Below are 20309 nucleotides of genomic sequence, written 5' to 3' on the forward strand. Positions count from 1 at the left end.
CACTTCACCCATGGCTCACCTCCTGGGTGGTGGGCTTGGCCTTGCGGGTGGGCGTCACGATGCCTGCGCGGCCGTAAATCTGGTCCAAAGAGAGCGGGAAGCCCTTGCCGCCAGCAACCTCAATCAACTTGATTGCGTTCGGGACGGGGATCGAGGCGACGCCGGACTCGTAGGCGGACACACTTCCCTGCGACACACCGAGAGCCTTGCCAAGCTCTTCTTGGGTCATGGAAAGCAGCTCTCGAATTGCTTTGATGGTCTTCATGGGATTGCATTATCAGCGGCGCTGATTTGCATGTCAATCAGTTCCGCTGATCGTTTTCTATCAGCGGCATGGATGATCTCCGCCCATGTCTGAAAGAGAACCATCACGCAAGGCCATAGTCACCGAGGCCCATAAGGCTGAAGCTGCTGCTTTGAAAGCAATTTGGGACCGAGTGAAGCCAAGCAGCCAGAAAGAGTTCGGCGCTGAGTTCGGCATCGGTGGCCAGAGCGCGGTGGCGAACTTCCTCAGTGGTAAATCCGCCCTGAGCATCAAAGCAGCTGTTGGCTTCGCGCAGGGGCTGGGCTGTCAAGTAGGCGAATTCAGCACTCGGATCGCAGAACAGATCGCTCGCATGAGTTGGATCAGCGAAGAGGACGGCTTGCGTTCCTTCACAACGGGTGAAAGTAAGCCCGTCTTCTCAAATCGACTACCCGCACACATTTCAGCGCCCCCCCACGAGGCCCCATCCGAAGATTCTGGCTCTCCGCCAGATTTGGTAATTACCGAGTTCGACACGGGCGGTGGCATGGACACCACCGGCCGGCTGCTGCTGGACGATCAACCAGGCATCATCAAGAGCTGGCGCGTATCGCATGACTGGCTCCGCCTCAACGTGCCATCACACACTGGCATCCGCAATCTCTGCATCGTCACAGGCTTCGGGCCGTCTATGCGGCCCATGTTCAATCCTGGTGATCCGTTGTTGGTGGACACGGGCGTGAAGACGGTAACGCACGAAGGTGTGTATTTCTTCCGCGTCGGGGAAGAGGGCTACATCAAGATGATCCAGCGGGTGCCAGACCCCCACGGGGATGGCGTGATGCTCAACATCATTTCCAAAAACCCGGACTACCCCCCCTACCCGATGTCGCCAAAAAATCCGCACTTTGAGGTGCTGGGCAAGGTGCTGACCGTGTGGCGCAGTGAACAGTATTGAACACCGAATGGAGAAGCATCAATCCATGTCCACTATGAAATCAATCGCGAAATGGGCGGCCATCATCATTGGCTTCCTTATCCTCATGGCGTTCCTCCAGGATGTGCCTGGATACACGCGCGTCGGCATAGGGCTGGCGGTGTACATCGGAGTCCTGTTCCACGGCCTCAACAAGCGGCTGGATGTGATTGATTTCCAGCTGCGGCGACTGAGCGCACAAATTGAGGATCGGTCCTAAGATTCTGGCGCAGCGAGCAGTTTTGAGCGCCCAGTGCAGATAGAACAAGGAGAGAGGGATGCCTGCGACGAACCAAGAACTAACCACGCTGCTTCTTGAGAGTATCAAGATGCATGCGCAAACGCGCTTGGCAGTGAAGCAACTGAAAATACGCATTGGCATTCTGGAAGAGCAGGTCATGATGAAAGACCCTTTGCCAGCTTCCGCCGAGCCTATCTGGTCAGAGTTGAAAGCCGACGTCGATAGATCCATGAACGATCTGGACACGCGCTTCAGTGCTCTACTTTCCGCCATGGAAAGCTTCGTCAATGGCTGAATTTGCTTACGACATGGAAGCACATCGTCGCATCAAGGCCATAGAGTCCCGCCTTGAAGGTGGCGGCGGGCCACCCCATAATGAGGACATGGACGCCCGCCTAGCGAAGCTCGAAGCACTGATACCGACCCTCTCCACCAAGGAAGAGGTGGTGAAGCTGCGCGGCGAAACCCGGGAGGGTTTTGAATCTGTTCGCGGCGAGATCAAGGCGTCTGTCGAAGGCGTGAGGTCGGACATGCACAAGAACACGTCCGAAATCATTAAGTGGGTAGTTGGCACGGCCATAGCCATCTCCATGGCGGCAATCACCATCATCACCTTCGTTCTCAACAACGCTACCCCGAAGCAACTGCCTACTGCTCAGCCGCCGATCATCATCACCGTCCCCCAGGGCTACGAACGCGGGAACGGCACACCGGCCTTACCCGCCAAGCCTTGACGGCAGCCGCCCTCCTTTGTCTCGTCATCGCCATCACAGACGGTGACACCATCAAGGCCCGCTGCGGTGAGCCCGGGGCCTACCAGCAGATCACCGTCCGCATCAGCGCCATTGACGCGCCTGAGAAGCGCCAGGCCTTCGGCCAGGTATCTCGCCAGCACCTGGCGGCCCTGTGCTTCCAGCAGCGCGCGACGATCACCCCCAGGACAACCGACAAGTACGACCGCACCGTAGCGGATGTGGAGTGTCAGGGGCAGGACGTGGCCACAAGGCAGGTGCGCGCGGGCATGGCCTGGGTCTACACCAAGTACGCGGTTGGCCGTACGGATCTCAAAATGCTGGAATCTACGGCCAAAGCCGAGGGGCGAGGACTTTGGAGCCAGGAGGCTGTAGCACCTTGGGAGTGGCGGAAGGTGCACTAATGTCAGTGCACGCGTGTGCACAATGCGTCGGAGCAAGGCTGCTGGTCTGAAATTGGTTCAAAAACAGTAGCAAACTTTCTCACTTCTGCTTACATTCGTGCTCCAATAGGCATAGCACGATGACAACCAATATTCACGACCTGCTAAATCACCGACTGGCGGTAGACTCCCGCTGGTCAGTAGACTTGAGAAACACGGCACGGCCAAAGATCATCTTTGTAGACGACGTAGACTATCAAAAGATAGTGAGCACACCTGATCACATTGCGATGTTTGCAGGGTACGCTGACATCATGAATGATTGGAAACTCGCTATCTGCGTAGCCAGCTACAGCGGGAGTTACTCATTTCGGAAGTTGCAAACCAAGGGCATTGCGATGCTACTGCTGGATGCAAGAACAGGTGAAATCCTGACCCAGCTGAATCACAATGCTATAAATAGTGAAGCTACGTTCGCAGGCACTGGCGCAAAGTACGCCATGGACTACTGGCCCAATTGTCGGAACGCTATTGCCGCTGTAGAAAAAGCGAAGTTGTCCGACCCTCTTACCGGCGGCGCTGTCAGACACTTCGACTACGAAACAAAGACCGGAACTCTCGGTATCGATGGTCCATACGCAGACTATCGGCTGGAGTTCCTGAGGAAGGGGAAAGTCATGTATCTAGACGGGAAGACTGAAGCTGTGCCAGTGGATGTCGCAGCAGCCGAAGACACGTCTATCCACGAAGTTCTTAACAAGATCCAGGCGGGCCAAATATCAGCAGCTGCTCCCTTTGTAGGGATGGATGAAGACCTATCTGCAGAGGAAAAGGAAAAGCTTTTTTCCTCCCTTGAAAGTGTCTTTTCCCGCTGAAAGTCGCTTTTAAGCGAGTCGTCTCCGCAGACTCTCACCAGCCACCTCCGGGTGGCTTTTTCATGCAGGCCCAGCGTTGAACAGCTCAACCGCAGGCACCTGCAGTAGCCCCGCCGCCTCCTGCTGTGTGCCCGCCAACCAGGCGTCAACGTCCGCCAGCTCGATAGGGATCACGCTGCGCTTGTCCTGATCCTCAAGCGGCAGCGGCTCCTTGGTCTTTGCGTCGAGTTCATTCTTGTGCATGCGCCCCATCAGCGGGTGGCCATCGGCGTTGATGGTCAGCATCGTGTAGCTCTCGTGCACCTCGCCTGTCGCCTTGTCGGTCCAGGTGTTCCACAGCCCGGCTAGGCCCCAGGGGCGGCCATCAGCGCGGCGGAACCGCCACCACTCGCATTTCTTGAACTGGGCGTCGTAAGGGCCCCAGTACGGTTCATCGAACGAATCGGCCGGGATGATGCAGCGCTGCCCGCGCGCCCAGGGCATCTTGAAGCTGGCCTTGGCCGCCAGCTCTTCGCTGCGGGCGTTGTTCGTCTGGTACGCCAGCTTGGGTTCCTTGGCGAACCATGGGATCAGGCCCCAATGCCCGGCCACCAGCTCGCGGCTGTACCCGGTTTCATCGCGGGCCCGGCGGATGAACGCGCCAGTCCCTCTCGGGAACAGCACCTCATCCCACCACCGAATGGGGTTGCGGCTGCCCACCGACCACTCTCGCTCGATGGCGGCTTCGTCTGGCGAAACGTACCGATTGCACATGAGTTCAACTCTACACCCAATCGCTCAAACACTGTATATTTATCCAGTATTTATGTCGCCGCTCCAAATCTCCCACCCCGTCAAGGCCACCATCCTGCAGCTCTACTGCAAGGGTGGTCGGCGGCCGTTCGCCAGCAAGATGCATGAGTTCTCCGGCGACCTGACCGTGGTGCGCCTGGAGGGCCGTTTCGGCACCGTGCCCGCCCTGCACCTGTCCTGCTTCTCGCCGCAGCGCCTGTTTGAGCCGCGCATCGTGGACATGGTGGCCGGGGAGCTGGAGATCCATGGCCTGGAGAAGACCCCGGAAGGTAGCTGGGTTGCCCAGGCCTGGCGCCTGCGGCTCAGCGGCTGATCTTCATCCCAACACTTCGCAGTGCCCTTTGCCCGCCTCGTGCGGGCTTTTTTGCGTCTGCGTTGGACTACGTATGCCTATAAGTATCCGGCCCAAGAAGAAATATCAGCGCCACTGATTGACTTACAAATCAGCGGCGCTGATAATTCACCCATCGCAGCAAAACGCAGCGACAGGGTGAGCGGATCGGCGGTCACCACGGAGTTCCTTAAAAAGCGAGCGCATGAGCAAGGTGAACACGGATGGGCTTTCGTCGGCCCGCAGTGTGATGGTCGTGTGGCAGCCGAAACGCTGCCTGTAGGTTGAAGTGGGTGCGTGCTGGACGGCGGTTCGATTCCGCCCAGCTCCACCAAAAGCACAGATAGACGGCGGCGGGGTTGCGACTCGAAAGCCGCGCGAGACAACCGCCTGTTGTGGGTGTGCTGTGCTTTTGATGGGGCTGACATGGTTTCGACAGCGCGAGGAAATGGAAGCTGACGACCCGAGAGGCGACTGCCGCAAGCAGCGCAAAACCAAGAACTGCCAATGACAGCTCTTACTTGATGCAGGCCAACGCCTAAGTCGGACCCGCCCAGCGGTTGGCAACAGAAGCTGGGCACCTTCCTCATGCGCTTGCGCAATCGCTGGATGAAAAGGCCGCAAGGCCCTGCCCCGTGGATCTGTCGGCAGAAGCAAAAGACAGGTGGCGCGCGAACCAACACCCGCGAACCAGGCCCAGCAGGGGCTAGATCAAAAACGCTCAATTCGCCACCCGGGGCGGTCAAAGCCGGGACAACAGCAGCTGGAGCCTGAGAGATCGGGGAGATGCCAGTTGCGGAGGCCTTCAGCCGAGGGCCGAAACCTGAGCCGCGTGACAGGCGGTTGAGGTTTTCTCCAAGGCAACGCCGGGGCCTTATTCAATCCGGCATCAAAGGTAATTTCAAAATGACCACTGCAATCGAAACCACCCTGTCCGAGTACGACTTCATCGTTGTTGTTGATGCTTCGGGCTCCATGGAAACCGAAGATGTCAAAGGCCGCAGCCGTTGGGCATCGGTGCAAGAAACCGCAGAGCAATTCACCCGCGACCTTGCCAAGATCGACGCTGACGGCATCGGTCTGGTGGTGTTCTCCGGTCAAGGTGTTGACAGCTACGACGGCGTGAACGCGCAAAAGCTCGCGGATGTGTTCGCCAGCCGCCGTCCTCGCAGCTCTACGCCGCTGGCTGAAGCGCTGACCGAAGCATTGAAGCTGGCTGGAAAGTCCGACAAGAAGGACTTCATCATCGTCTTCACTGACGGCGTGCCAGACGACCAAGCAGCCGCCGCCAAGGTGATCCGCGATGCGGCCAACAAACAAGAAACAGACGATGCACTGACCATCCTGTTTGTGCAGGTGGGCAGTGACGCAGCAGCCACCCGCTACCTGCGCAGCTTGGATGACGACCTCAAGGGCGCCAAGTTCGACATCGTAGACGCGAAGACGGTTGAAGAAGCCGAAAAGTTCGCCACGACTGCCGAACTGGTTCTGGCGGCCATCAACGACTGATCGCCATGGTTGACCTGATTCTCTTGAGTTTCACGGTCGCCATGTTCGCGGGTGGGTTCTGGTGCGGGAACAAGTACCGGACCTACTCCGCAATGTGGCAAGCAGCCAAAGACTGGCTGAAGTAACCCACCGTCCCGGCCCAGCGCCGGGGCCATCAACCAACCCCACTCACTGAAAGCTCGCTACCGCAGTCCCGCGAGCTACGCGCCGCCTTGCGCAGGGCGGATGAAATTGGGATCGAGTGGGGTTGGTTGATGGTGAAGCCGATACAGCGCAGCGAGGGCATCGCGTGTCATTCGGGGTCAAGCGCACTGCGTGCGGTTGCGAGTGCCTGTGGATCTCTTCACAACGGGTCCGACACGGATTTAGCCGGTAGGCGTGCTCCCTTTCGATAACCATCAAGAGCGGGTCGGGGGTTCCTGGCCGTGTGCGCAGCGGGTGGAAGCCCCGCACCTTTTGGAGTGCTTTGATGGGCGGCGGCGTGGATGGACACGCTAGGCATGATGCAGAAACATTCGACTATGAACGGCATGGGTCACTCGTGGAAACCCTCTTAGCGAGCGGCTCGCACCGCATCACGCGAAAGAACCGAGGTCATAGCTGCGAAGGTGCCGACAGGCAAGTGGAGTGGGCTCTGTGGACGCGCAACCCAACGCAACTACTGGCAGTGTGTAGCAAGCTGGAATCAAGCCCAGCCCGCCCTTCAAAGCATTCCGCCCAACCAATACGGGCGCCCCGCGCGAAAGCGCAACCAAAGCCGGGAAACCGGTGCGCCCACCCCATCCCTCCCCTCCTGCCATGCGCAGGGGTTCGCCCCGCCAGTCGGGGCTTTTTTCTTCCCCCCAGCCCACCACTGCGTGGGCGCTTTCTTTGGAGCCTGCAATGACAAAAATCACCGGTGATGCTGTCGCGCTGGTCAGCAAATACACGCGCTTCGACCCAGCCAACCCCGAGAAAACCGCAGCCGATGAATTCACGATCGTGAGCAAAGACAACCTGACAAAGGAAGGTGCACTGCGCGCTCATTGGGCCAATGATGGCTACATCATGGTCGGCAAGGCCCGCATTGAAATCGAGTTGCTGCCGCAGAAGGAAATCACCACTAAGGCTGTTGCCACGCTGCGCCAGCAGAAGGAGCAGGTGCTAGCCACCGCACAGGCAGAAGCCACCCGCATCGAAGGCCAGATACAGAGCCTGCTGGCGATTGAGCACGTCGTAGAAGCCTGACATGGCCCGCAAGTTCCGCTGGACGCGCGCCCTCTACCGCCGCGCGCACCGCGAGGCCCGTGTCTATGGAGGTTACGGGTTCATGTACTACGGCGAGCCCGCCCTTGTTCGGCGCTGGCGCGAGCTGTGGGACCAATACCCGCAGCACGACGACCCGCTGACGCGGCCCCACTGGCAGCGATACCAGCCAGACGACGGAATCCCCTTCTGATTCACCCAGCCCGCACCAAGCGGGCTTTTTTACGCCCAGGAGGCGCAATGCAAAACGTACACACAACGCTGCGCCCATTTGTGGCGCCCTTCGCCCCGCCGCCGATCACCCCCGAAGCGCTGGAAGCCCTGCGTGTCCGGGCCGACCTGGAGCACCTGCAGCACCGCGAGGCCTCGCGCAACCACCGCGCCCTGGCCGATCAGGTGCAGCACAACGCGCACATGGGGGTGTGGTCGTGAGCAAAACCGAACTCGCCCTGGTGGAGTGGTATCGCGCCAAAGCAGCGGTTGCAGCGATGGACAAGCAGATCGGGGAAGCCCTCAGCGACAGCCTTATGGCCGCCCCTGACGGTGACAAGTGGGAGGGCAAGAACAAGTGGCTCAAGCTCGCCTACGAACAGAAGTACGCGGGGCCGTACGAGGGCTGGTACTACGTGAACCACGAAGACGACATAGAGGGCTTTCTCGCTGAGAACTGCCCGCACGCCCTGCGCGCGCACCAGCTCATCCAAGAGCGGAAGCCCATGCGCAAAGCACTGGGTGCAGCAAAGCGGCGCGTTTCGCTGATCGCCAACCGACTGGCAAAGGAGGCAGCGTGACAGACCCCATCCAAGACCATACAGCCCGCGTCATTGCCTTCGCCGCACCCAAGCAGCCCAGGCAGAAACAAAGCGCCACAACGAGGCGGCCGCCCAGCGCCAGCGCGAGGCTGCCGCCATTGGCGCGGAGCTGGATCCAGACGCACTTGAACAAGGAGACCCGCTATGAGCAGAAGCGGATACACCGACGACTACGGCGACGACGATCCCCTGGCCATGGGCCGCTGGCGCGCCGCTGTGAACAGTGCCCTCAACGGCAAGCGCGGCCAAGCAGCGCTGCGCGAGGTGCTGGCCGCGCTGGATGCCATGCCGGATAAAGCGCTGATTGGCGAGTCCCTGGTTACAGCAGATGGCGACTACTGCACGCTGGGCGTGTTGGGTGCCAAGCGCGGCCTGGACATGACCACCGTTGACCCGGAGGACTGGGGCGCCGTGGCCGCCCTTTTTGGCATTGCTCCCGCGATGGTCCGTGAAATCGTCTGGGAGAACGACGAGGGCACCAGTACCTACGAGTACGTGGACGTGGTGATCTGCGGTCCCATGCCGCCCCACCACTTCAAACCCTATGGCTACAAGTACCACGAGCGAACCGTGCGCGTGGAAATCGACCCCGCCATCGTTGCCCAGCGCCGCTGGCAGCGCATGCGCAACTGGGTTGCTTCACACATCAAGCAGCCCGCCGGAGAACCCACATGAAAGTAGTGATCGTTTGGACATTGGGCCCGCTCATCGCCTTCGGCATGGCGGCAGTGGCGGGCACCACCTACGAGGACCGCGCAGAGCCCGACGAGCGGCTGCAGCAGGCCCACCACTCCCGCGACTTCGCCGCGCGCCGTGCCTGCGAAGGCAAGCCGTTTGAGTGGCAGGGGGATGTGCTGGTTTGCTACCGGGAGCAGCCATGAAGGTCATCAAGCAAGGCCAGCTGCCAGAAGACCAGACCCACCACGAAACCTGCGGGCACTGCAAGAGCGAGCTGGAATTCAAGCACTCCGAGGTGCAGTGGTCGCATGACCCGCGCGACGGCGCTCTCTGGTTTGTGATCTGCCCGGTGTGCTCAAAGCACGTATGGGGGAGCCGCAAATGATCCAACTCGCGCTCGCCTTCTTCGGGCTGACCGCGCTCTACATGGCCACGGGCCACAACCCGCGTGCCCGGCGCTGGGCGCCAGTGGTCGGCCTGTGCGGGCAACCGTTCTGGGTGGCCTTCGCATTGCAGTCATCTGCCTGGGGCCTGCTGGCCCTGTCTCTGGCCTACAGCGCGGTCTATGTGCGTGGCGCTTGGGTGCAGTGGAGGCTGCCATGACCCCCTTCGAACTCCGCACCACAGAGATCGCCCTATGCGTGCTGATCGGCTTGAGCCTCGGGCTCTGCATCGGGATCAATCTGTGAAAGCCGCCATCGCCTTCGCCGCCTGGCTCCTGACCACATCCGCAGTCCTGGCCCTCTACATGGCCTGGGTGCATCAACCCTTCATCTGAGGTTCACATGAACGCAGCATCGAACAATGAACAGAACGCACTGACGCTCAGCGGCGCCAGCAGCACGGGCCTCGTGCTCAGCAACGACACCATGGACAAGGCTTTCCGCATGGCCGAGCTCATGGCATCGGGCCGCAGCACCGTGCCCAAGCACCTGCAGGGAAGCCCCGCCGATTGCATGGCCGTCACGCTCCAGGCGCTCCAATGGAACATGTCGCCCTTTGCGGTGGCACAGAAGACGCACCTTGTGAATGGAACGCTGGGGTACGAAGCGCAACTCGTGAATGCCGTCCTGCAGTCCACGGGCGCCATCGTGGGTGACTTTGAGTACGAATACCAGGGGTCTGGAAAGAACGACCTGAAATGCCGGGTTGGGGCCATCCCGCGCGGGAAGACGGAAATCAAATGGGGCGAGTGGCTGTCCATAACGGAAGTGGCCACCAAGAATTCGCCGCTGTGGAATACGAATCCCCGCCAGCAGATGGGCTACCTGCAGGTGAAGAACTGGGCGCGTGCGTTCAAGCCGGGCGCAATCCTGGGGGTCTACACACCGGATGAGCTGGAAGCCACCGGCGGAATCAAGGACATGGGGCCCGCTGACGTGGTGAAGCCCGAGCCCACGCCCTACCCCGCAGAGCAGTTCGCCGCAAATCTACCGAAGTGGCGCGAGGTAATCCAGGGCGCACGCAAGACAGCGGACGACCTGATCGCCTTCACGGAATCGCGCAACCCCAACACGCCGATGACCGAAGAGCAGAAGGCAACGCTGCGCGGCATCAAGCCGGTGAAGAACGCAGCCGCCACCGATGTGCTGCCAAAGGGCGAGGCGGCTGCGCCTACGGGCGACGCAGGCCCAGCCGTCACCTTCGCCCAGGTCAGCGACAAGCTGCACGCGGCCAAGGATGTGGACTCGCTCAACCTGGCTGCAGACCTGGTTTCGCAGGTGCCTGACACCCAGAAGCAGGCCGAGCTGAATGCGCTCTACGAGCAGCGCCTGGGCGAGTTCGCCCACGGCTAATTCGCTATCACAAAGATAGCTATCCGCGCTTTCCAGTTAAGCGCCTCACCCGGATTTTCAGGAGATTCCCATGCAAGTGCATCACCTCACGCAGGGCAGCCCCGAATGGCATGCCTACCGTCGCAACCACTTCAACGCCAGCGACGCCCCCGCCATGCTGGGCTGCAGCCCGTACAAGACGCGGGACCAGCTGATCGCCGAGCTGGCCACCGGCATCGTCCCCGAAGTGGATGCAGCCACGCAGCGCATCTTCGACGCCGGCCACCGCTTCGAGGCCCTGGCCCGGCCGCTGGCCGAGAAGATCATCGACGAAGAGTTGGCCCCCCTCGTTGGCAGCAACGGCAAGTACAGCGCGAGCTTCGATGGCGTGACCCTCATGGGCGACACGGGCTGGGAACACAAAAGCCTGAATGCGGATCTGCGCGCCGCCATGGTGGAGGGCTGCACCGGTGCGGACTTGCCCAAGGTCTACCGCGTACAGATGGAGCAGCAGTGCATGGTCGAGGAGAACCTGACCCGCGTGCTGTTCACTGCGTCGAAGTGGAGCGACGACGGGCTGGTAGAAGCTCGCCACTGCTGGTACACCCCAGACCCCGCGTTGCGCGCCGAGATCGTGGCCGGGTGGGCCCAGTTGGAGAAGGATGTGGCCGCCTGGGTGCCGCCCGAGGACTCCCTCGCCCCCGCAGCGAAGAAAGTCGTTGCCAGCCTGCCGGTGGTGTTCGACATGCGCGTGGAGGGCAAGCTGGTAGCCTGCAACCTGGAGCATTACAAGCCCGCCGCGCTGGCCTACATCGAAGCCATCAACACCGAACTGGCCACCGATCAAGATTTTGCTGACGCCGATGCGGATGCACGGTTCTGCCGCGACTCCGCTGACAAGCTGGAATTGGCTGTAGAGCAGGCCATGGGCCACATGGGCGACATAAACACAGCGATCAACACCGTGCGCGAGATTGCCGCCGCCTTCGACGCCAAAGGCCTGGCGCTGGAAAAGCTGGTCAAGGCGCAGAAAGACAACATCAAGCTGGCCGAGGTGCAGCGCGGGCAGAAAGAGCTGGCAGTACACATCGCCGCACTGAATGCGGCCATGCCCGCCAGCTACATGCCCACGGTTCCCGCAGACTTCGGCGCTGCGGTGAAGAACAAGCGCACGGTGGACAGCCTGCGCAGCGCCATCAATGACGAGCTGGCCCGCTCCAAGATCGCCGCCAGCGAGATTGCCAACCGCATCCATGCCAACGTCAAGGCGCTGCAGGACAGCGGGCTGGTGGTGCACGATGCGGCCGCCCTGGTGCTCAAGGCGCCTGACGACTTGGCAGCGATCATCGCCAACCGGGTGACGGCCGAGCAGCAGCGCCAGGAAGCCGAGCGCGAGCGCATCCGCAAGGAAGAAGCCGAACGCGCCGACCGTGAGGCACGCGAGAAGCTGGCCGCCGAAGAGCGCGCCGCGCAGGCGGCCATCACGCAGGCGGCGAAGGCCGAAACGCTGCACCCTGCGGTGGCTGCCGACCTGGGCACCCTGGTGCGCGAGCAGCACGCCGAGGCGGTGGCCGGACTGGACGCACAGCAGGTGATCGGGACCGCGCAGCGCGCGGCTGCGGCAGCCACCTACTGCTGCGAGAAGGGCGAGCAGCAAGGCCTCGTTGGTAAGGGGTGTGACGACTGCGCAGAGGCCAGCGCGGGCTACCAAGCCGCGATGTTCGCCCCGAAGGAGCGCACCGGCCCGCCCACCCTGCGCATCGGAACCATCAAAGAGCGCCTGGGCCACATGACCGTGACGGCCGAAGACCTGCGCGCGCTGGGCTTCGAGGCTGCCGGCCGCGAGCGTGCCGCGCCGCTGTACCACGAAGACGACTTCCCAGAAATCTGTGAAGCCATCGCCGCGCAGGCCCTGGCCGCCAAGGCTGAGTTCCTGAAATCCCGGGCCGCTGTCGCAGCCTGATCCCGCCCCCCAACCAAGGCCCGCCACGCGCGGGCCGCTTTCATTCTGGAGATCCCCGTGAACATCAAACGCATCGCCCCCGCCGCTTTCTCCGACGAGAAGTACACGCCCATCCCCATGGCGCCCGTCACCAGCAACCAGGTGGCGGCCATCGGTCACGACCCGGCCACCAACACCCTGGCCGTGACCTTCACGCGCGGACCAGGCCACGTCTACCACTAACCCAACGTGTCTGCGGAGCTGCACGCCAAGTTCGTGGGCGCCGAGTCCATCGGTACGTTCTTCGGCCAGCACATCAAGCCACTGCCGTTCAAGAAGTACCCGGCGCCGAAGGCGGAGGGCGAGGAAGCCAAGGCCGCAGCCTGAGCATGATTTCGCCCCGCGTGAGCCTTGTGGCCTGGGAGGACCGGCAGGCCGGTTTCATCTTTGTGGCCGTGCCCGACGAGCGCGGGCGATACCTGCGGACAGACCGCAGCGTGGCATTCGTGGCCTGCAGGCAGTGCCGCTCTATGGTGGGTGAGCCCTGCCGAAGTGGAAGCGGCGACGGCTATGCAGGGACAACCCATGTTGTACGCCGTGTGGACGCCAGAAAGCACTGGGGCCAACGCACGGACGACGTACTGCACCAGATTCAAATGCCGCCGCCCGTCCCGGATGAGTGGATGGAAGCGACGAATTGACCAACCCCCCAAGCCACCCGCCGAGGTGGCTTTTTCATGGAGTCCCCCATGGCATCAGCCGACTTCTTCACGCGCCTTGTGGCTTTGAATGCCGTGGGGCCAAACAACCTGCGGCCTCCATCATCCGAAGGCAATGGCGGCGTTTCAATGGTGTACGAGTGCCCAAGATGCTACGCCACGCACGACTTCGAGTCTTCCGCAGTGGAGTGCTGCCCACCTTCGCAGAAGTGGAGATGCGACAGTTGCCAGGAGGTGCACTACGACGAAGACGAGGCGGAGAACTGCTGCCCGGAACTGGTGTCGCCAGCCATCACCTACCAACCCATGCAATGCCCCATCTGCATGAGGGAGGCAGATTCATTCGAAGTCGCCGCCGACTGCTGCCTGCACACCCACCCGACCATGACCGCATTGGGCCGCTGGCGCGTGGCCGAGCTGGTGGAGTCCGGGACGCCCTGGGCAGAGGCCATCGCGCAAAACATCAATCACTGAACACCATGACCAAACCCACCAAACCCGCAGGCTTCGCCCTATCCAACCCCGTGCCCCTCACGAAATGGGAAGCCCAGCGCGCAGCCGAGCGCATCACCCTGAAAGACCACCAGACCATCCCGCACCTGACCAGCACCATGGGCGGGCGGTATGAAGGCAAGGAATTGCAGTATCGGGGGCGGCAGTGAACCGACAGCTGCGACGCCTTGCCGCGAAGGGCAAGCAACCCGAGTGGATGAAGTTCGTCACAGACTTGCCGGAGTCTCCGGTGAATGTGGCAATCCGCAACGCAACAAAGCTCACCACCCCAGAAATCGAGCACTACATCGTGCCTAGCCGCAGGGCGGTAGAGGCGTTTCGCTTTGGGAAGGGCAGCTTCAAAGACTGGCTGCGCCTGTGCACGCTGGTGAATGTAGGCATGGCCATCGAGGACGGCGGCGTAGTGAAGGGCTTTCGCAGCGACCTCAAGGCTGCGCTCCATGCGCTGGAGGAAATAGGCACACGCCAGGACAGCCCAAAGGGCTGGAAGCCCGGCGCGCTGCGCGCCTCGGAACTGGAGGCCATACGCATGTTGGTGGTTGCCCATGACTTCCAGCTTCGCCAAATTTCCTACGGGGAGCACCAGGAGGCATACCGCCTGGCCACGGCGCGCGTGAAAAGCGACGGTGGCGAAGTCATCAACCTGAAAAACATACAGACCGTCGAGCAGCTGGCTTAGAGGTCCCCACCCCACACACAGGCCCGCAATAGCGGGTCTTTCTGTTTCTGGAGCCACAAATTGATTGCAGCCCTATACGTAGAAACTGACGGCGCTTACTTTGGCCTGCCTGGCGTTGATCCGTGGGATGAAAAGCGAGACGCTAGGAAATACGCCGGACCGCATCCGGTTGTGGCGCACCCACCATGCCAACGATGGGGAAGGTTCTGGCACGGCAGCACACGCAAACCCCACCAGTTCAAGCTTGGCGACGATGGCGGGTGCTTTAAGGCGGCGCTGGATGCCGTCCTACGGTTCGGTGGCGTACTTGAGCACCCTTGCGACTCACACGCCTGGGAGGCCCATGGGATTCCCAAGCCACCGCGTTCTGGGGGGTGGATTCCAGTGGCGCAAGGGGTGTGGACATGCTGCGTTTACCAAGGGCACTACGGGCACTTGGCTGGCAAAGCCACATGGCTTCTGGCAGCAAGGGTGAAATGCCCGCCAGAACTGCGATGGGGCAAGACAAAGCAGCGAATTCACCCGCGCGCCCTGGAGTTGCACGGATACGAGAAGGCTAGGCGCATCGGAATGATGGCCATGGTCGGCGGCAAGGACAAGACACGCATTCGCAACGCCACCCCGGACGAGTTCCGCGAGGTACTGATTTCCATTGCATCCAGAGTTCGCGCAACCCATTCAGAGAGGATTACCCATGACCGATAAAACAGACAGCAAGGAGCGCGAGGCGCTGGTTGCGTATCTCAAGGACTGCGACGCACATGACATCGTTCCAGACGTAGGTGGCGCCTGGCACGCCGCATTCCAAGCTGGCCGCGCCTCTCTCGCAGCAAGTGCGGGGAGTGAGCTGGTGGAGTTTCAGCTTCCACCAACTCCGTTCAAGTCCTTCGCCCCTGGTGTAGAGATTGGCTACGACCTGTTTGGCGGTGCCGACATTCGACTCGGCGGCGAATTCGTTTATGTCCACATCAACTACGACTGGAGATACACGCACAACGCTGCGCGCATGGTGCTGGCTGAACAGATCGCGGGAATATTGTCCGGGGCTTTGGTCACCCACCCCTCTCCCCCAGAGGGAATGGTGGGAGGGTGGATCGCCCTGCCCGGCACGCTGCCAGAGCCCGGCACGCCCGTGCTGCTGGACATTGGCAAGAAGTACCCGATCCGCGCGATGTGGGCTGCGAAACACACCGTGCAAGCGGCTGACGATGACACCGACTGGGGAGAGTACGTGGAGGCGGATGACATGTACTACGCCCCCGAGGGATGGTACGAGTGGAACGAATGCGAGGACAACCACTGGCGCGTGACAGCAACGCCGCGCGCATGGGCTCCTCTCCCACCCACCACTTCCGCTGGTAGCGGAAAGGGGGAGTGATATGGGGTTGTCAGGTCATCAATCAGCCGCCATGAAGCACGACGAATGGCTGACCCCACCGGAGATCCTGCGCCCACTGGGCCCGTTCGACCTGGACCCATGCGCACCAATCATGCGCCCTTGGGACACGGCGGCGAAGCATCTGAACGTGAACGACGATGGCCTGAGCAAGCCGTGGCAGGGCCGCGTTTGGTGCAACCCTCCTTTTGGCCGCGAGGCCGTGAAGTGGCTCAACCGCATGGCGCAGCACGGCAACGGCATCGCCCTGGTCCCGGCCAGGACAGAAACCGCCATGTTCTACGCCTGTGTGTGGGGCGTTTCGGATGCTGTCCTGTTCATCAGGGGTCGTCCTCACTTTCACCACCCATCGGGCGAGCGGGCTGCATTCAACAGTGGCGCGCCCATCTGTTTGATCGCCTACGGAAAACAAAACGCTGATGTGCTGCGGGCTTCTGGGCTTGGGCATGTCGTCAATTCGAAAGACCCATCATGACAAACCCCACCCCACCCGGGCAAGTGCCCGAGGCGCTACGACTGGCTGAAATTCTGGAGGGCGATTACTGCCCAGACTGGTTTTATGAGCAGGGCGTTGATGAAGTTGCCGCCGAACTCCGCCGCCTCCACGCCGAGAACGAGCGCCTGGCCGCCCTGGTAGAGGCACAGCAGCCCGCCCCATCGGCTGCGGCAGACCCGCAACTGCTCAAGTTCTACGGCGTCACCACGGATGCCGAACTGATCGCCGCTCAGGCACGCCACATCGAGCGCCTGCAAGCAAAGCTCCCACAAAACCAATCGTTTGCACCCCAGCGAGTGCGTGAAGGTTGACCATGGCACAAATTACACAAACGGTAGCTCAGGGCATCCTTGACGGACAAGGCTACACCGATAACGAGGTGCGCCAGTTAGCGCATTTCTGGCTCTCTGCCCGTGCCCCTGCAGACAGCGTGACGGCACCAGCGAGTGGGGTGGTGGTGCAGCCTTCGTGCCCAGGCATCCCGCGCCCGGGGTGCAATTACTTGGCCCAGTGCGAGAGTGTTTGCAACAAATGCGGAAAGCTGCATTCCACTCGGTTTCTGGAGGACAGCCAGCCAGTGGCAGCGGCGCGCAGATGGAGCACGTATGAACAAGCCATTGCCGACCCCATATTCCAAACAGCGCGCTCGATCATGGGTACTGAAAACATCGGACAGGACCGCCAACTGGTCAAAGCGATCAATCATGTCATTGACTCCACCCCACCCGCCCAGGCGGCAGACAGCGTGCTGGAGGATGCGGCGCTATCCAGTGAGCAGCAACGCGCGATTTTGGAAGCCTACGAAAGCGCGGCGAGCGAAAGCTACTTCGAGGTACGCCCACAGATCGACTGCAGCGACCGTCGCAGGGTGTTCAAGGCTGGCTATGAGCGTGGCTGGGACGCAGCCCGCAAGCAAGGAGGTGCGACATGAGCGCCAAAGGAAAAACGCGATGGTTCCCGCGCCACGTTCATCCAGTGCGCAACGGCCAATACGAGTGTCTTGTGATGCTCACCAGCAGCGCGCCTAACTTCCTTTGGACGCTGGAGTGGGACGGCAAAGGCTTTCTGGTTCCGTGTCCGATGGTCGTTAAACACTGGCGCGGACTGACTAAGAGCGGCTAACAAAACGGAAGAAGATTGCGAATGCAGATGATGCAGCAAGCTAGGGAAAGCAGGGCCACATGAACGTCGATGCGGCGCTCGAAGCGGGTGCGCAGCTTGCCAAAGGCAGCGAGCCAGGCATGGGTGCGCTCGACAACCCACCGATGGCGCCCGAGCCGGTCATTGCGCTCGATGCCTTTGCGGGCGATGCGATCCTGGATGCCTCGGCGCTTGAGGTGGGCACGGCACCGAGGGTAGTCATAGCCTTTGTCCGCATGCAGCTTCTCGGGCCAGCGGCGGCGCCTGCCGCGCTTGCCGCCCACCGCTGGCAATGCGTCAACCAGCTCATCGAACACCACCGAGTCATGGCGGTTGGCTCCGGTGACGCAAAAGATCAGCGGGATGCCCTGGCGGTCCGTGATGATGTGGCGCTTGCTGCCGAGTTTGCCCCGGTCCGTGGGGTTGGGGCCCGTGTACGGGCCCCCCGGGGGCTGGGCACGCTGGCCCCATCCACGCTGGCGCGGCTGAAGTCAAGTTTGTCTGCACTGCGCAGTTCGTCCAGTAACGCCAGATGCAGACGGTGCCACACACCGGCGGCCTGCCAGTCACGCAGTCGTCTCCAGCAGGTCATGCCACTGCCAAAGCCCAGTTCCTGGGGCAGGTGCTCCCAAGGCGTGCCCGTGCGCAGCACGAACAGGATGCCATTCAAGGCCAGCTCATCACTCAGTCGCGGCCTGCCGCCCTTGGGCGAGGGTTTCGCGGTCGGCAGCAACGGCTCAAGCCTTTTGTACAGCGCCGCGCTGATTTCTTTGTTCCTGTTTTTTCCCATGCCGTATCAAACGCACATCGGGCATTGGGCGATGACAGGCTTTTGTTAGCCGCTCTAAAGCAGCAGCCCGCAAGCAAGGAGCAAACCATGACTGAGCCGACAGATGCGGAGCTGGAAGCTCTGATCGCTGCAAACCTGCTGGTTGTAGAGGGCGGCCAGTGCGCCTTTGAAAGCCGGGCAGATATTCGGCCTGAGCTGGTCAAATTCGCCCGCGCAGTGCTTGCCAAGTGGGGCACGCCGCCAGCAGTGGCGCCTTGGCGCAGTGCGGTTCTGGACCTGATTGACGACTGCCCAGGCTTGACCCTGGAACAAGACCGCTGGCTGTCCCGTCGCGTCAAAGAACTGGACTTTGCATCCACCCCGCAGCCCACCCAGGCGCAGGCCGGTGCGGTGCCGCTGACGGAGGAGCAGATAGGCGCTCTTTCCTGCCGGGACGGGCTAACTAACGTTGAGGTGCCGGTCATTCAGTGGTTGGTGCGCGAGGTGGAATTTATGCACGGCATCAAAGGAGGCCAGCATGGCCCATCCTGATCACTGCCCGGTCGGTGGCGAGCCCTGCCAGTCCATGTGCGACGAGCCGTGCAGCTGGCAGGGATCGACGCGCGGCAAGGAACGTGAGGCACTGCTGGCGGAGCATGTCCAGGCCCTGGACTTCCTGGCCGGCCTGCACCCGTGCCTGACCATCGACGGACCGCCAATGGCCGTGGCTGGACGGATCTTCGACGCGGTGCAGGAAGGGCGCGCAGCGTTGCAGGCCGAAATCAAACGGCAGGAGGAGGCGCTTGTTTTTCTCCGTACTGCGATTGCCCGCTCCCGCATCGCGCCACCGCCACCAACTGCCTGACAGGCACTCCCACCCCATCAACAGCCCCGCTCATGCGGGGTTTCTTATTTCTGGAGCCATGACCGCTTACTACAACGAGATCGACCCGTTCGCTGCCCAGTGGCTGCGCAACCTCATCAACGCCGGGCACATCGCGCCTGGCATCGTGGACGAAAGGAGCATCGAGGATGTCTACCCCAGCGACTTACGCGGATTCACTCAATGCCATTTCTTCGCAGGCATTGGCGTTTGGTCCCATGCCCTCCGGTCTGCCGGATGGAGCGACGACCGACCTGTTTGGACTGGTTCCTGTCCGTGCCAACCTTTCAGCGCGGCAGGCCAAGGAGCTGGGTTTGATGACCAGCGGCACCTCTGGCCCCATTTCCACCACCTCATCAAAGAGTGCGGACCTGCAATCGTCCTTGGAGAACAGGTTGCGAGCAAGGACGCTGACCCTTGGATCGACCTTGTATGCGATGACCTGGAAGCCTTGGGTTACGCCTTCGGGGCGGTCCCGTTCCCGTCTGCGGGCATCGGTGCGCCGCACATCAGAGACCGGCTCTACTGGGTGGCCGACGCCCAGCAGCACTATCGTGGACCACAAGCCACAGCCGCCAATCATTGGGAATCGAAAGCCAACCGACCCGCAAATCGGCCTGGCGGACGTGGCAGTGTACCTAGCTGGCTGGGGAACGCCGACAGCATCGGAGCCGGGCGGGACGGGCGACCAGTATCTAGCCAGGTCGCAGGACAAGACGGGCAACACATTCCCCTCGATGCTGACGCATCAGGTGGCGATGGCGGGATGGCCGACGCCACTGGTGGGCAGCACCTCTCCTGCAGCGCACGGGCAGATCAGCGGGCAATGGCGTGCAGCCATGGAGCCATGCAAGCCGCACCCGGACCAACCGGCCCGACTAACGGCTACTGGCGAAATGCTGACTGGCTCTTCTGCCGGGATGGCCGCTGGCGGCCAGTTGAACCCGGCTCATTCCCGCTGGTTGATGGGGCTCCCGCCCGAGTGGGACGCCTTCGCGCCTACGGCAACGCCATCAACGCGAAAGCCGCGCAAGTCTTCATCGAAGCCGTGATGGACAGCCAGCAGTGACCACCCCACCCGACTGGTACGCCGCAGACAAGGCCTACCAGCTCCACCACGCCAACTGCCCCACCTGCCGCGCCGCCGGCACTGCCCCTG

Annotated in this window: 35 protein-coding genes and 1 other RNA gene; 33 read left to right on the top strand and 3 right to left on the bottom strand. The window is 61.7% G+C overall.

Annotated features, from left to right (window positions below):
- Nucleotides 1-4: 4 nt before the first annotated feature.
- Complete coding sequence (locus ACSQ3O_RS16085) at nucleotides 5-265, bottom strand: helix-turn-helix domain-containing protein (RefSeq protein WP_436139637.1); 261 nt, start codon at nucleotides 263-265, stop codon at nucleotides 5-7.
- A gap of 85 nt (nucleotides 266-350) precedes the next feature.
- Here ACSQ3O_RS16085 and ACSQ3O_RS16090 point away from each other — a divergent pair, with 85 nt between their 5' ends.
- From ACSQ3O_RS16090 to ACSQ3O_RS16115, 6 genes are all read left to right on the top strand, one after another.
- Entirely contained in the window at nucleotides 351-1202 is an 852-nt protein-coding gene (locus tag ACSQ3O_RS16090; RefSeq protein ID WP_436139638.1) for a LexA family transcriptional regulator, read from the top strand.
- A gap of 25 nt (nucleotides 1203-1227) precedes the next feature.
- A complete protein-coding gene (locus tag ACSQ3O_RS16095) occupies nucleotides 1228-1440 on the top strand; it encodes a hypothetical protein (protein ID WP_436139639.1) in 213 nt (70 codons plus the stop codon).
- Between the two features lie 58 nt (nucleotides 1441-1498).
- A complete protein-coding gene (locus tag ACSQ3O_RS16100; RefSeq protein ID WP_436139640.1) occupies nucleotides 1499-1756 on the top strand; it encodes a hypothetical protein in 258 nt (85 codons plus the stop codon).
- Nucleotides 1749-2195, top strand: coding sequence for a hypothetical protein (locus tag ACSQ3O_RS16105; protein ID WP_436139641.1), 447 nt, complete (start codon nucleotides 1749-1751; stop codon nucleotides 2193-2195). Before ACSQ3O_RS16100 ends, ACSQ3O_RS16105 begins: the two co-directional genes overlap by 8 nt.
- On the top strand, nucleotides 2192-2617 hold the full coding sequence (locus tag ACSQ3O_RS16110; RefSeq protein WP_436139642.1) for a thermonuclease family protein: 426 nt from the start codon (nucleotides 2192-2194) through the stop codon (nucleotides 2615-2617). The genes ACSQ3O_RS16105 and ACSQ3O_RS16110 overlap by 4 nt, the downstream gene beginning before the upstream one ends.
- A gap of 119 nt (nucleotides 2618-2736) precedes the next feature.
- The gene (locus tag ACSQ3O_RS16115) at nucleotides 2737-3471 is read left to right on the top strand and encodes a hypothetical protein (RefSeq protein ID WP_436139643.1); all 735 of its coding nucleotides are present in this window, start codon (nucleotides 2737-2739) and stop codon (nucleotides 3469-3471) included.
- A gap of 60 nt (nucleotides 3472-3531) precedes the next feature.
- Here the strand turns inward: ACSQ3O_RS16115 and ACSQ3O_RS16120 are convergent, their stop codons facing one another.
- Nucleotides 3532-4224, bottom strand: a complete 693-nt coding sequence (locus tag ACSQ3O_RS16120; RefSeq protein ID WP_436139644.1) for an SOS response-associated peptidase — start codon at nucleotides 4222-4224, stop codon at nucleotides 3532-3534.
- Between the two features lie 52 nt (nucleotides 4225-4276).
- Here ACSQ3O_RS16120 and ACSQ3O_RS16125 point away from each other — a divergent pair, with 52 nt between their 5' ends.
- The 24 genes from ACSQ3O_RS16125 (at nucleotide 4277) to ACSQ3O_RS16240 (ending at nucleotide 17480) form a co-directional block, all read left to right on the top strand.
- Nucleotides 4277-4576, top strand: coding sequence for a hypothetical protein (locus tag ACSQ3O_RS16125; protein ID WP_436139645.1), 300 nt, complete (start codon nucleotides 4277-4279; stop codon nucleotides 4574-4576).
- 260 nt (nucleotides 4577-4836) lie between these two features.
- Nucleotides 4837-5183, top strand: a transfer-messenger RNA (tmRNA) gene (gene ssrA, locus ACSQ3O_RS16130).
- A 317-nt stretch (nucleotides 5184-5500) separates the two neighbouring features.
- Entirely contained in the window at nucleotides 5501-6103 is a 603-nt protein-coding gene (locus tag ACSQ3O_RS16135; RefSeq protein WP_436139646.1) for a VWA domain-containing protein, read from the top strand.
- An 882-nt stretch (nucleotides 6104-6985) separates the two neighbouring features.
- On the top strand, nucleotides 6986-7330 hold the full coding sequence (locus ACSQ3O_RS16140; protein WP_436139647.1) for a hypothetical protein: 345 nt from the start codon (nucleotides 6986-6988) through the stop codon (nucleotides 7328-7330).
- A gap of 1 nt (nucleotide 7331) precedes the next feature.
- Nucleotides 7332-7541, top strand: coding sequence for a hypothetical protein (locus tag ACSQ3O_RS16145; protein ID WP_436139648.1), 210 nt, complete (start codon nucleotides 7332-7334; stop codon nucleotides 7539-7541).
- Between the two features lie 47 nt (nucleotides 7542-7588).
- Nucleotides 7589-7780, top strand: coding sequence for a hypothetical protein (locus tag ACSQ3O_RS16150; RefSeq protein ID WP_436139649.1), 192 nt, complete (start codon nucleotides 7589-7591; stop codon nucleotides 7778-7780).
- The gene (locus ACSQ3O_RS16155) at nucleotides 7777-8139 is read left to right on the top strand and encodes a hypothetical protein (RefSeq protein WP_436139650.1); all 363 of its coding nucleotides are present in this window, start codon (nucleotides 7777-7779) and stop codon (nucleotides 8137-8139) included. Before ACSQ3O_RS16150 ends, ACSQ3O_RS16155 begins: the two co-directional genes overlap by 4 nt.
- A gap of 165 nt (nucleotides 8140-8304) precedes the next feature.
- The gene (locus ACSQ3O_RS16160; protein ID WP_436139651.1) at nucleotides 8305-8835 is read left to right on the top strand and encodes a hypothetical protein; all 531 of its coding nucleotides are present in this window, start codon (nucleotides 8305-8307) and stop codon (nucleotides 8833-8835) included.
- On the top strand, nucleotides 8832-9041 hold the full coding sequence (locus ACSQ3O_RS16165) for a hypothetical protein (protein WP_436139652.1): 210 nt from the start codon (nucleotides 8832-8834) through the stop codon (nucleotides 9039-9041). Before ACSQ3O_RS16160 ends, ACSQ3O_RS16165 begins: the two co-directional genes overlap by 4 nt.
- A complete protein-coding gene (locus ACSQ3O_RS16170) occupies nucleotides 9038-9223 on the top strand; it encodes a hypothetical protein (protein ID WP_436139653.1) in 186 nt (61 codons plus the stop codon). The genes ACSQ3O_RS16165 and ACSQ3O_RS16170 overlap by 4 nt, the downstream gene beginning before the upstream one ends.
- On the top strand, nucleotides 9220-9441 hold the full coding sequence (locus ACSQ3O_RS16175) for a hypothetical protein (protein ID WP_436139654.1): 222 nt from the start codon (nucleotides 9220-9222) through the stop codon (nucleotides 9439-9441). Before ACSQ3O_RS16170 ends, ACSQ3O_RS16175 begins: the two co-directional genes overlap by 4 nt.
- 182 nt (nucleotides 9442-9623) lie before the next feature.
- Nucleotides 9624-10634: a RecT family recombinase gene (locus tag ACSQ3O_RS16180; RefSeq protein WP_436139655.1), complete on the top strand. Its 1011-nt coding sequence runs from the start codon at nucleotides 9624-9626 to the stop codon at nucleotides 10632-10634.
- A 70-nt stretch (nucleotides 10635-10704) separates the two neighbouring features.
- The gene (locus ACSQ3O_RS16185) at nucleotides 10705-12576 is read left to right on the top strand and encodes a YqaJ viral recombinase family protein (RefSeq protein ID WP_436139656.1); all 1872 of its coding nucleotides are present in this window, start codon (nucleotides 10705-10707) and stop codon (nucleotides 12574-12576) included.
- A gap of 57 nt (nucleotides 12577-12633) precedes the next feature.
- Nucleotides 12634-12798, top strand: a complete 165-nt coding sequence (locus ACSQ3O_RS16190; RefSeq protein WP_436139657.1) for a hypothetical protein — start codon at nucleotides 12634-12636, stop codon at nucleotides 12796-12798.
- A gap of 6 nt (nucleotides 12799-12804) precedes the next feature.
- Entirely contained in the window at nucleotides 12805-12942 is a 138-nt protein-coding gene (locus ACSQ3O_RS16195; RefSeq protein ID WP_436139658.1) for a hypothetical protein, read from the top strand.
- A gap of 2 nt (nucleotides 12943-12944) precedes the next feature.
- Nucleotides 12945-13256: a zinc finger domain-containing protein gene (locus ACSQ3O_RS16200; RefSeq protein ID WP_436139659.1), complete on the top strand. Its 312-nt coding sequence runs from the start codon at nucleotides 12945-12947 to the stop codon at nucleotides 13254-13256.
- Nucleotides 13257-13304: 48 nt separating this feature from the next.
- Complete coding sequence (locus ACSQ3O_RS16205) at nucleotides 13305-13748, top strand: hypothetical protein (RefSeq protein WP_436139660.1); 444 nt, start codon at nucleotides 13305-13307, stop codon at nucleotides 13746-13748.
- A gap of 5 nt (nucleotides 13749-13753) precedes the next feature.
- Nucleotides 13754-13936 (top strand): hypothetical protein, encoded by a 183-nt coding sequence (locus ACSQ3O_RS16210; protein WP_436139661.1) that lies wholly within the window; start codon nucleotides 13754-13756, stop codon nucleotides 13934-13936.
- Nucleotides 13933-14466, top strand: coding sequence for a hypothetical protein (locus ACSQ3O_RS16215; protein ID WP_436139662.1), 534 nt, complete (start codon nucleotides 13933-13935; stop codon nucleotides 14464-14466). The genes ACSQ3O_RS16210 and ACSQ3O_RS16215 overlap by 4 nt, the downstream gene beginning before the upstream one ends.
- A 694-nt stretch (nucleotides 14467-15160) precedes the next feature.
- Nucleotides 15161-15844: a hypothetical protein gene (locus ACSQ3O_RS16220; RefSeq protein WP_436139663.1), complete on the top strand. Its 684-nt coding sequence runs from the start codon at nucleotides 15161-15163 to the stop codon at nucleotides 15842-15844.
- A 31-nt stretch (nucleotides 15845-15875) separates the two neighbouring features.
- Entirely contained in the window at nucleotides 15876-16337 is a 462-nt protein-coding gene (locus tag ACSQ3O_RS16225) for a phage N-6-adenine-methyltransferase (protein WP_252658389.1), read from the top strand.
- Nucleotides 16334-16669 carry a hypothetical protein gene (locus tag ACSQ3O_RS16230; RefSeq protein ID WP_436139664.1) on the top strand — a complete coding sequence of 112 codons (336 nt, stop codon included), beginning with the start codon at nucleotides 16334-16336 and terminating at the stop codon, nucleotides 16667-16669. Before ACSQ3O_RS16225 ends, ACSQ3O_RS16230 begins: the two co-directional genes overlap by 4 nt.
- A 2-nt stretch (nucleotides 16670-16671) precedes the next feature.
- Complete coding sequence (locus tag ACSQ3O_RS16235; protein WP_436139665.1) at nucleotides 16672-17289, top strand: hypothetical protein; 618 nt, start codon at nucleotides 16672-16674, stop codon at nucleotides 17287-17289.
- Entirely contained in the window at nucleotides 17286-17480 is a 195-nt protein-coding gene (locus tag ACSQ3O_RS16240) for a hypothetical protein (protein WP_436139666.1), read from the top strand. Before ACSQ3O_RS16235 ends, ACSQ3O_RS16240 begins: the two co-directional genes overlap by 4 nt.
- On the opposite strand, the gene ACSQ3O_RS16245 is transcribed toward ACSQ3O_RS16240, so the two are convergent.
- Nucleotides 17477-18288, bottom strand: a protein-coding gene (locus tag ACSQ3O_RS16245; RefSeq protein ID WP_436139520.1) for an IS5 family transposase whose coding sequence is annotated in 2 segments (ribosomal slippage) — nucleotides 17477-17958 and nucleotides 17958-18288 — 813 coding nt in all. Because the reading frame shifts where the segments join, the coding sequence is not laid out codon by codon here. The genes ACSQ3O_RS16240 and ACSQ3O_RS16245 overlap by 4 nt on opposite strands.
- Nucleotides 18289-18375: 87 nt before the next feature.
- Between ACSQ3O_RS16245 and ACSQ3O_RS16250 the strand changes: the two genes are divergently transcribed.
- The 3 genes from ACSQ3O_RS16250 to ACSQ3O_RS16260 are packed head-to-tail and all read left to right on the top strand — an operon-like array spanning nucleotide 18376 to nucleotide 20219.
- Nucleotides 18376-18819, top strand: coding sequence for a hypothetical protein (locus ACSQ3O_RS16250; protein ID WP_436139667.1), 444 nt, complete (start codon nucleotides 18376-18378; stop codon nucleotides 18817-18819).
- Complete coding sequence (locus ACSQ3O_RS16255) at nucleotides 18806-19132, top strand: hypothetical protein (protein ID WP_436139668.1); 327 nt, start codon at nucleotides 18806-18808, stop codon at nucleotides 19130-19132. The genes ACSQ3O_RS16250 and ACSQ3O_RS16255 overlap by 14 nt, the downstream gene beginning before the upstream one ends.
- Nucleotides 19133-19190: 58 nt before the next feature.
- Nucleotides 19191-20219 carry a DNA cytosine methyltransferase gene (locus tag ACSQ3O_RS16260; RefSeq protein ID WP_436139669.1) on the top strand — a complete coding sequence of 343 codons (1029 nt, stop codon included), beginning with the start codon at nucleotides 19191-19193 and terminating at the stop codon, nucleotides 20217-20219.
- Nucleotides 20220-20309 lie beyond the last annotated feature (90 nt).

Source organism: Acidovorax sp. LjRoot74 (assembly GCF_964254355.1).
Lineage (GTDB): Bacteria > Pseudomonadota > Gammaproteobacteria > Burkholderiales > Burkholderiaceae_C > Acidovorax.

Excerpts from the sequence above, each read along its gene's own strand:
- ACSQ3O_RS16115 (WP_436139643.1), top strand. The coding sequence starts at position 2,737 with ATGACAACCAATATTCACGACCTGCTAAATCACCGACTGGCGGTAGAC.
- ACSQ3O_RS16235 (WP_436139665.1), top strand. The coding sequence starts at position 16,672 with ATGGCACAAATTACACAAACGGTAGCTCAGGGCATCCTTGACGGACAA.
- ACSQ3O_RS16175 (WP_436139654.1), top strand. The coding sequence starts at position 9,220 with ATGATCCAACTCGCGCTCGCCTTCTTCGGGCTGACCGCGCTCTACATG.
- ACSQ3O_RS16145 (WP_436139648.1), top strand. The coding sequence starts at position 7,332 with ATGGCCCGCAAGTTCCGCTGGACGCGCGCCCTCTACCGCCGCGCGCAC.
- ACSQ3O_RS16210 (WP_436139661.1), top strand. The coding sequence starts at position 13,754 with ATGACCAAACCCACCAAACCCGCAGGCTTCGCCCTATCCAACCCCGTG.
- ACSQ3O_RS16180 (WP_436139655.1), top strand. The coding sequence starts at position 9,624 with ATGAACGCAGCATCGAACAATGAACAGAACGCACTGACGCTCAGCGGC.
- ACSQ3O_RS16225 (WP_252658389.1), top strand. The coding sequence starts at position 15,876 with ATGAAGCACGACGAATGGCTGACCCCACCGGAGATCCTGCGCCCACTG.
- ACSQ3O_RS16185 (WP_436139656.1), top strand. The coding sequence starts at position 10,705 with ATGCAAGTGCATCACCTCACGCAGGGCAGCCCCGAATGGCATGCCTAC.
- ACSQ3O_RS16150 (WP_436139649.1), top strand. The coding sequence starts at position 7,589 with ATGCAAAACGTACACACAACGCTGCGCCCATTTGTGGCGCCCTTCGCC.
- ACSQ3O_RS16160 (WP_436139651.1), top strand. The coding sequence starts at position 8,305 with ATGAGCAGAAGCGGATACACCGACGACTACGGCGACGACGATCCCCTG.
- ACSQ3O_RS16125 (WP_436139645.1), top strand. The coding sequence starts at position 4,277 with ATGTCGCCGCTCCAAATCTCCCACCCCGTCAAGGCCACCATCCTGCAG.
- ACSQ3O_RS16090 (WP_436139638.1), top strand. The coding sequence starts at position 351 with ATGTCTGAAAGAGAACCATCACGCAAGGCCATAGTCACCGAGGCCCAT.
- ACSQ3O_RS16120 (WP_436139644.1), bottom strand. The coding sequence starts at position 4,224 with ATGTGCAATCGGTACGTTTCGCCAGACGAAGCCGCCATCGAGCGAGAG.
- ACSQ3O_RS16230 (WP_436139664.1), top strand. The coding sequence starts at position 16,334 with ATGACAAACCCCACCCCACCCGGGCAAGTGCCCGAGGCGCTACGACTG.
- ACSQ3O_RS16105 (WP_436139641.1), top strand. The coding sequence starts at position 1,749 with ATGGCTGAATTTGCTTACGACATGGAAGCACATCGTCGCATCAAGGCC.
- ACSQ3O_RS16140 (WP_436139647.1), top strand. The coding sequence starts at position 6,986 with ATGACAAAAATCACCGGTGATGCTGTCGCGCTGGTCAGCAAATACACG.
- ACSQ3O_RS16205 (WP_436139660.1), top strand. The coding sequence starts at position 13,305 with ATGGCATCAGCCGACTTCTTCACGCGCCTTGTGGCTTTGAATGCCGTG.
- ACSQ3O_RS16100 (WP_436139640.1), top strand. The coding sequence starts at position 1,499 with ATGCCTGCGACGAACCAAGAACTAACCACGCTGCTTCTTGAGAGTATC.
- ACSQ3O_RS16240 (WP_436139666.1), top strand. The coding sequence starts at position 17,286 with ATGAGCGCCAAAGGAAAAACGCGATGGTTCCCGCGCCACGTTCATCCA.
- ACSQ3O_RS16095 (WP_436139639.1), top strand. The coding sequence starts at position 1,228 with ATGTCCACTATGAAATCAATCGCGAAATGGGCGGCCATCATCATTGGC.
- ACSQ3O_RS16135 (WP_436139646.1), top strand. The coding sequence starts at position 5,501 with ATGACCACTGCAATCGAAACCACCCTGTCCGAGTACGACTTCATCGTT.
- ACSQ3O_RS16200 (WP_436139659.1), top strand. The coding sequence starts at position 12,945 with ATGATTTCGCCCCGCGTGAGCCTTGTGGCCTGGGAGGACCGGCAGGCC.
- ACSQ3O_RS16255 (WP_436139668.1), top strand. The coding sequence starts at position 18,806 with ATGGCCCATCCTGATCACTGCCCGGTCGGTGGCGAGCCCTGCCAGTCC.
- ACSQ3O_RS16085 (WP_436139637.1), bottom strand. The coding sequence starts at position 265 with ATGAAGACCATCAAAGCAATTCGAGAGCTGCTTTCCATGACCCAAGAA.
- ACSQ3O_RS16260 (WP_436139669.1), top strand. The coding sequence starts at position 19,191 with ATGACCGCTTACTACAACGAGATCGACCCGTTCGCTGCCCAGTGGCTG.
- ACSQ3O_RS16220 (WP_436139663.1), top strand. The coding sequence starts at position 15,161 with ATGACCGATAAAACAGACAGCAAGGAGCGCGAGGCGCTGGTTGCGTAT.
- ACSQ3O_RS16165 (WP_436139652.1), top strand. The coding sequence starts at position 8,832 with ATGAAAGTAGTGATCGTTTGGACATTGGGCCCGCTCATCGCCTTCGGC.
- ACSQ3O_RS16170 (WP_436139653.1), top strand. The coding sequence starts at position 9,038 with ATGAAGGTCATCAAGCAAGGCCAGCTGCCAGAAGACCAGACCCACCAC.
- ACSQ3O_RS16250 (WP_436139667.1), top strand. The coding sequence starts at position 18,376 with ATGACTGAGCCGACAGATGCGGAGCTGGAAGCTCTGATCGCTGCAAAC.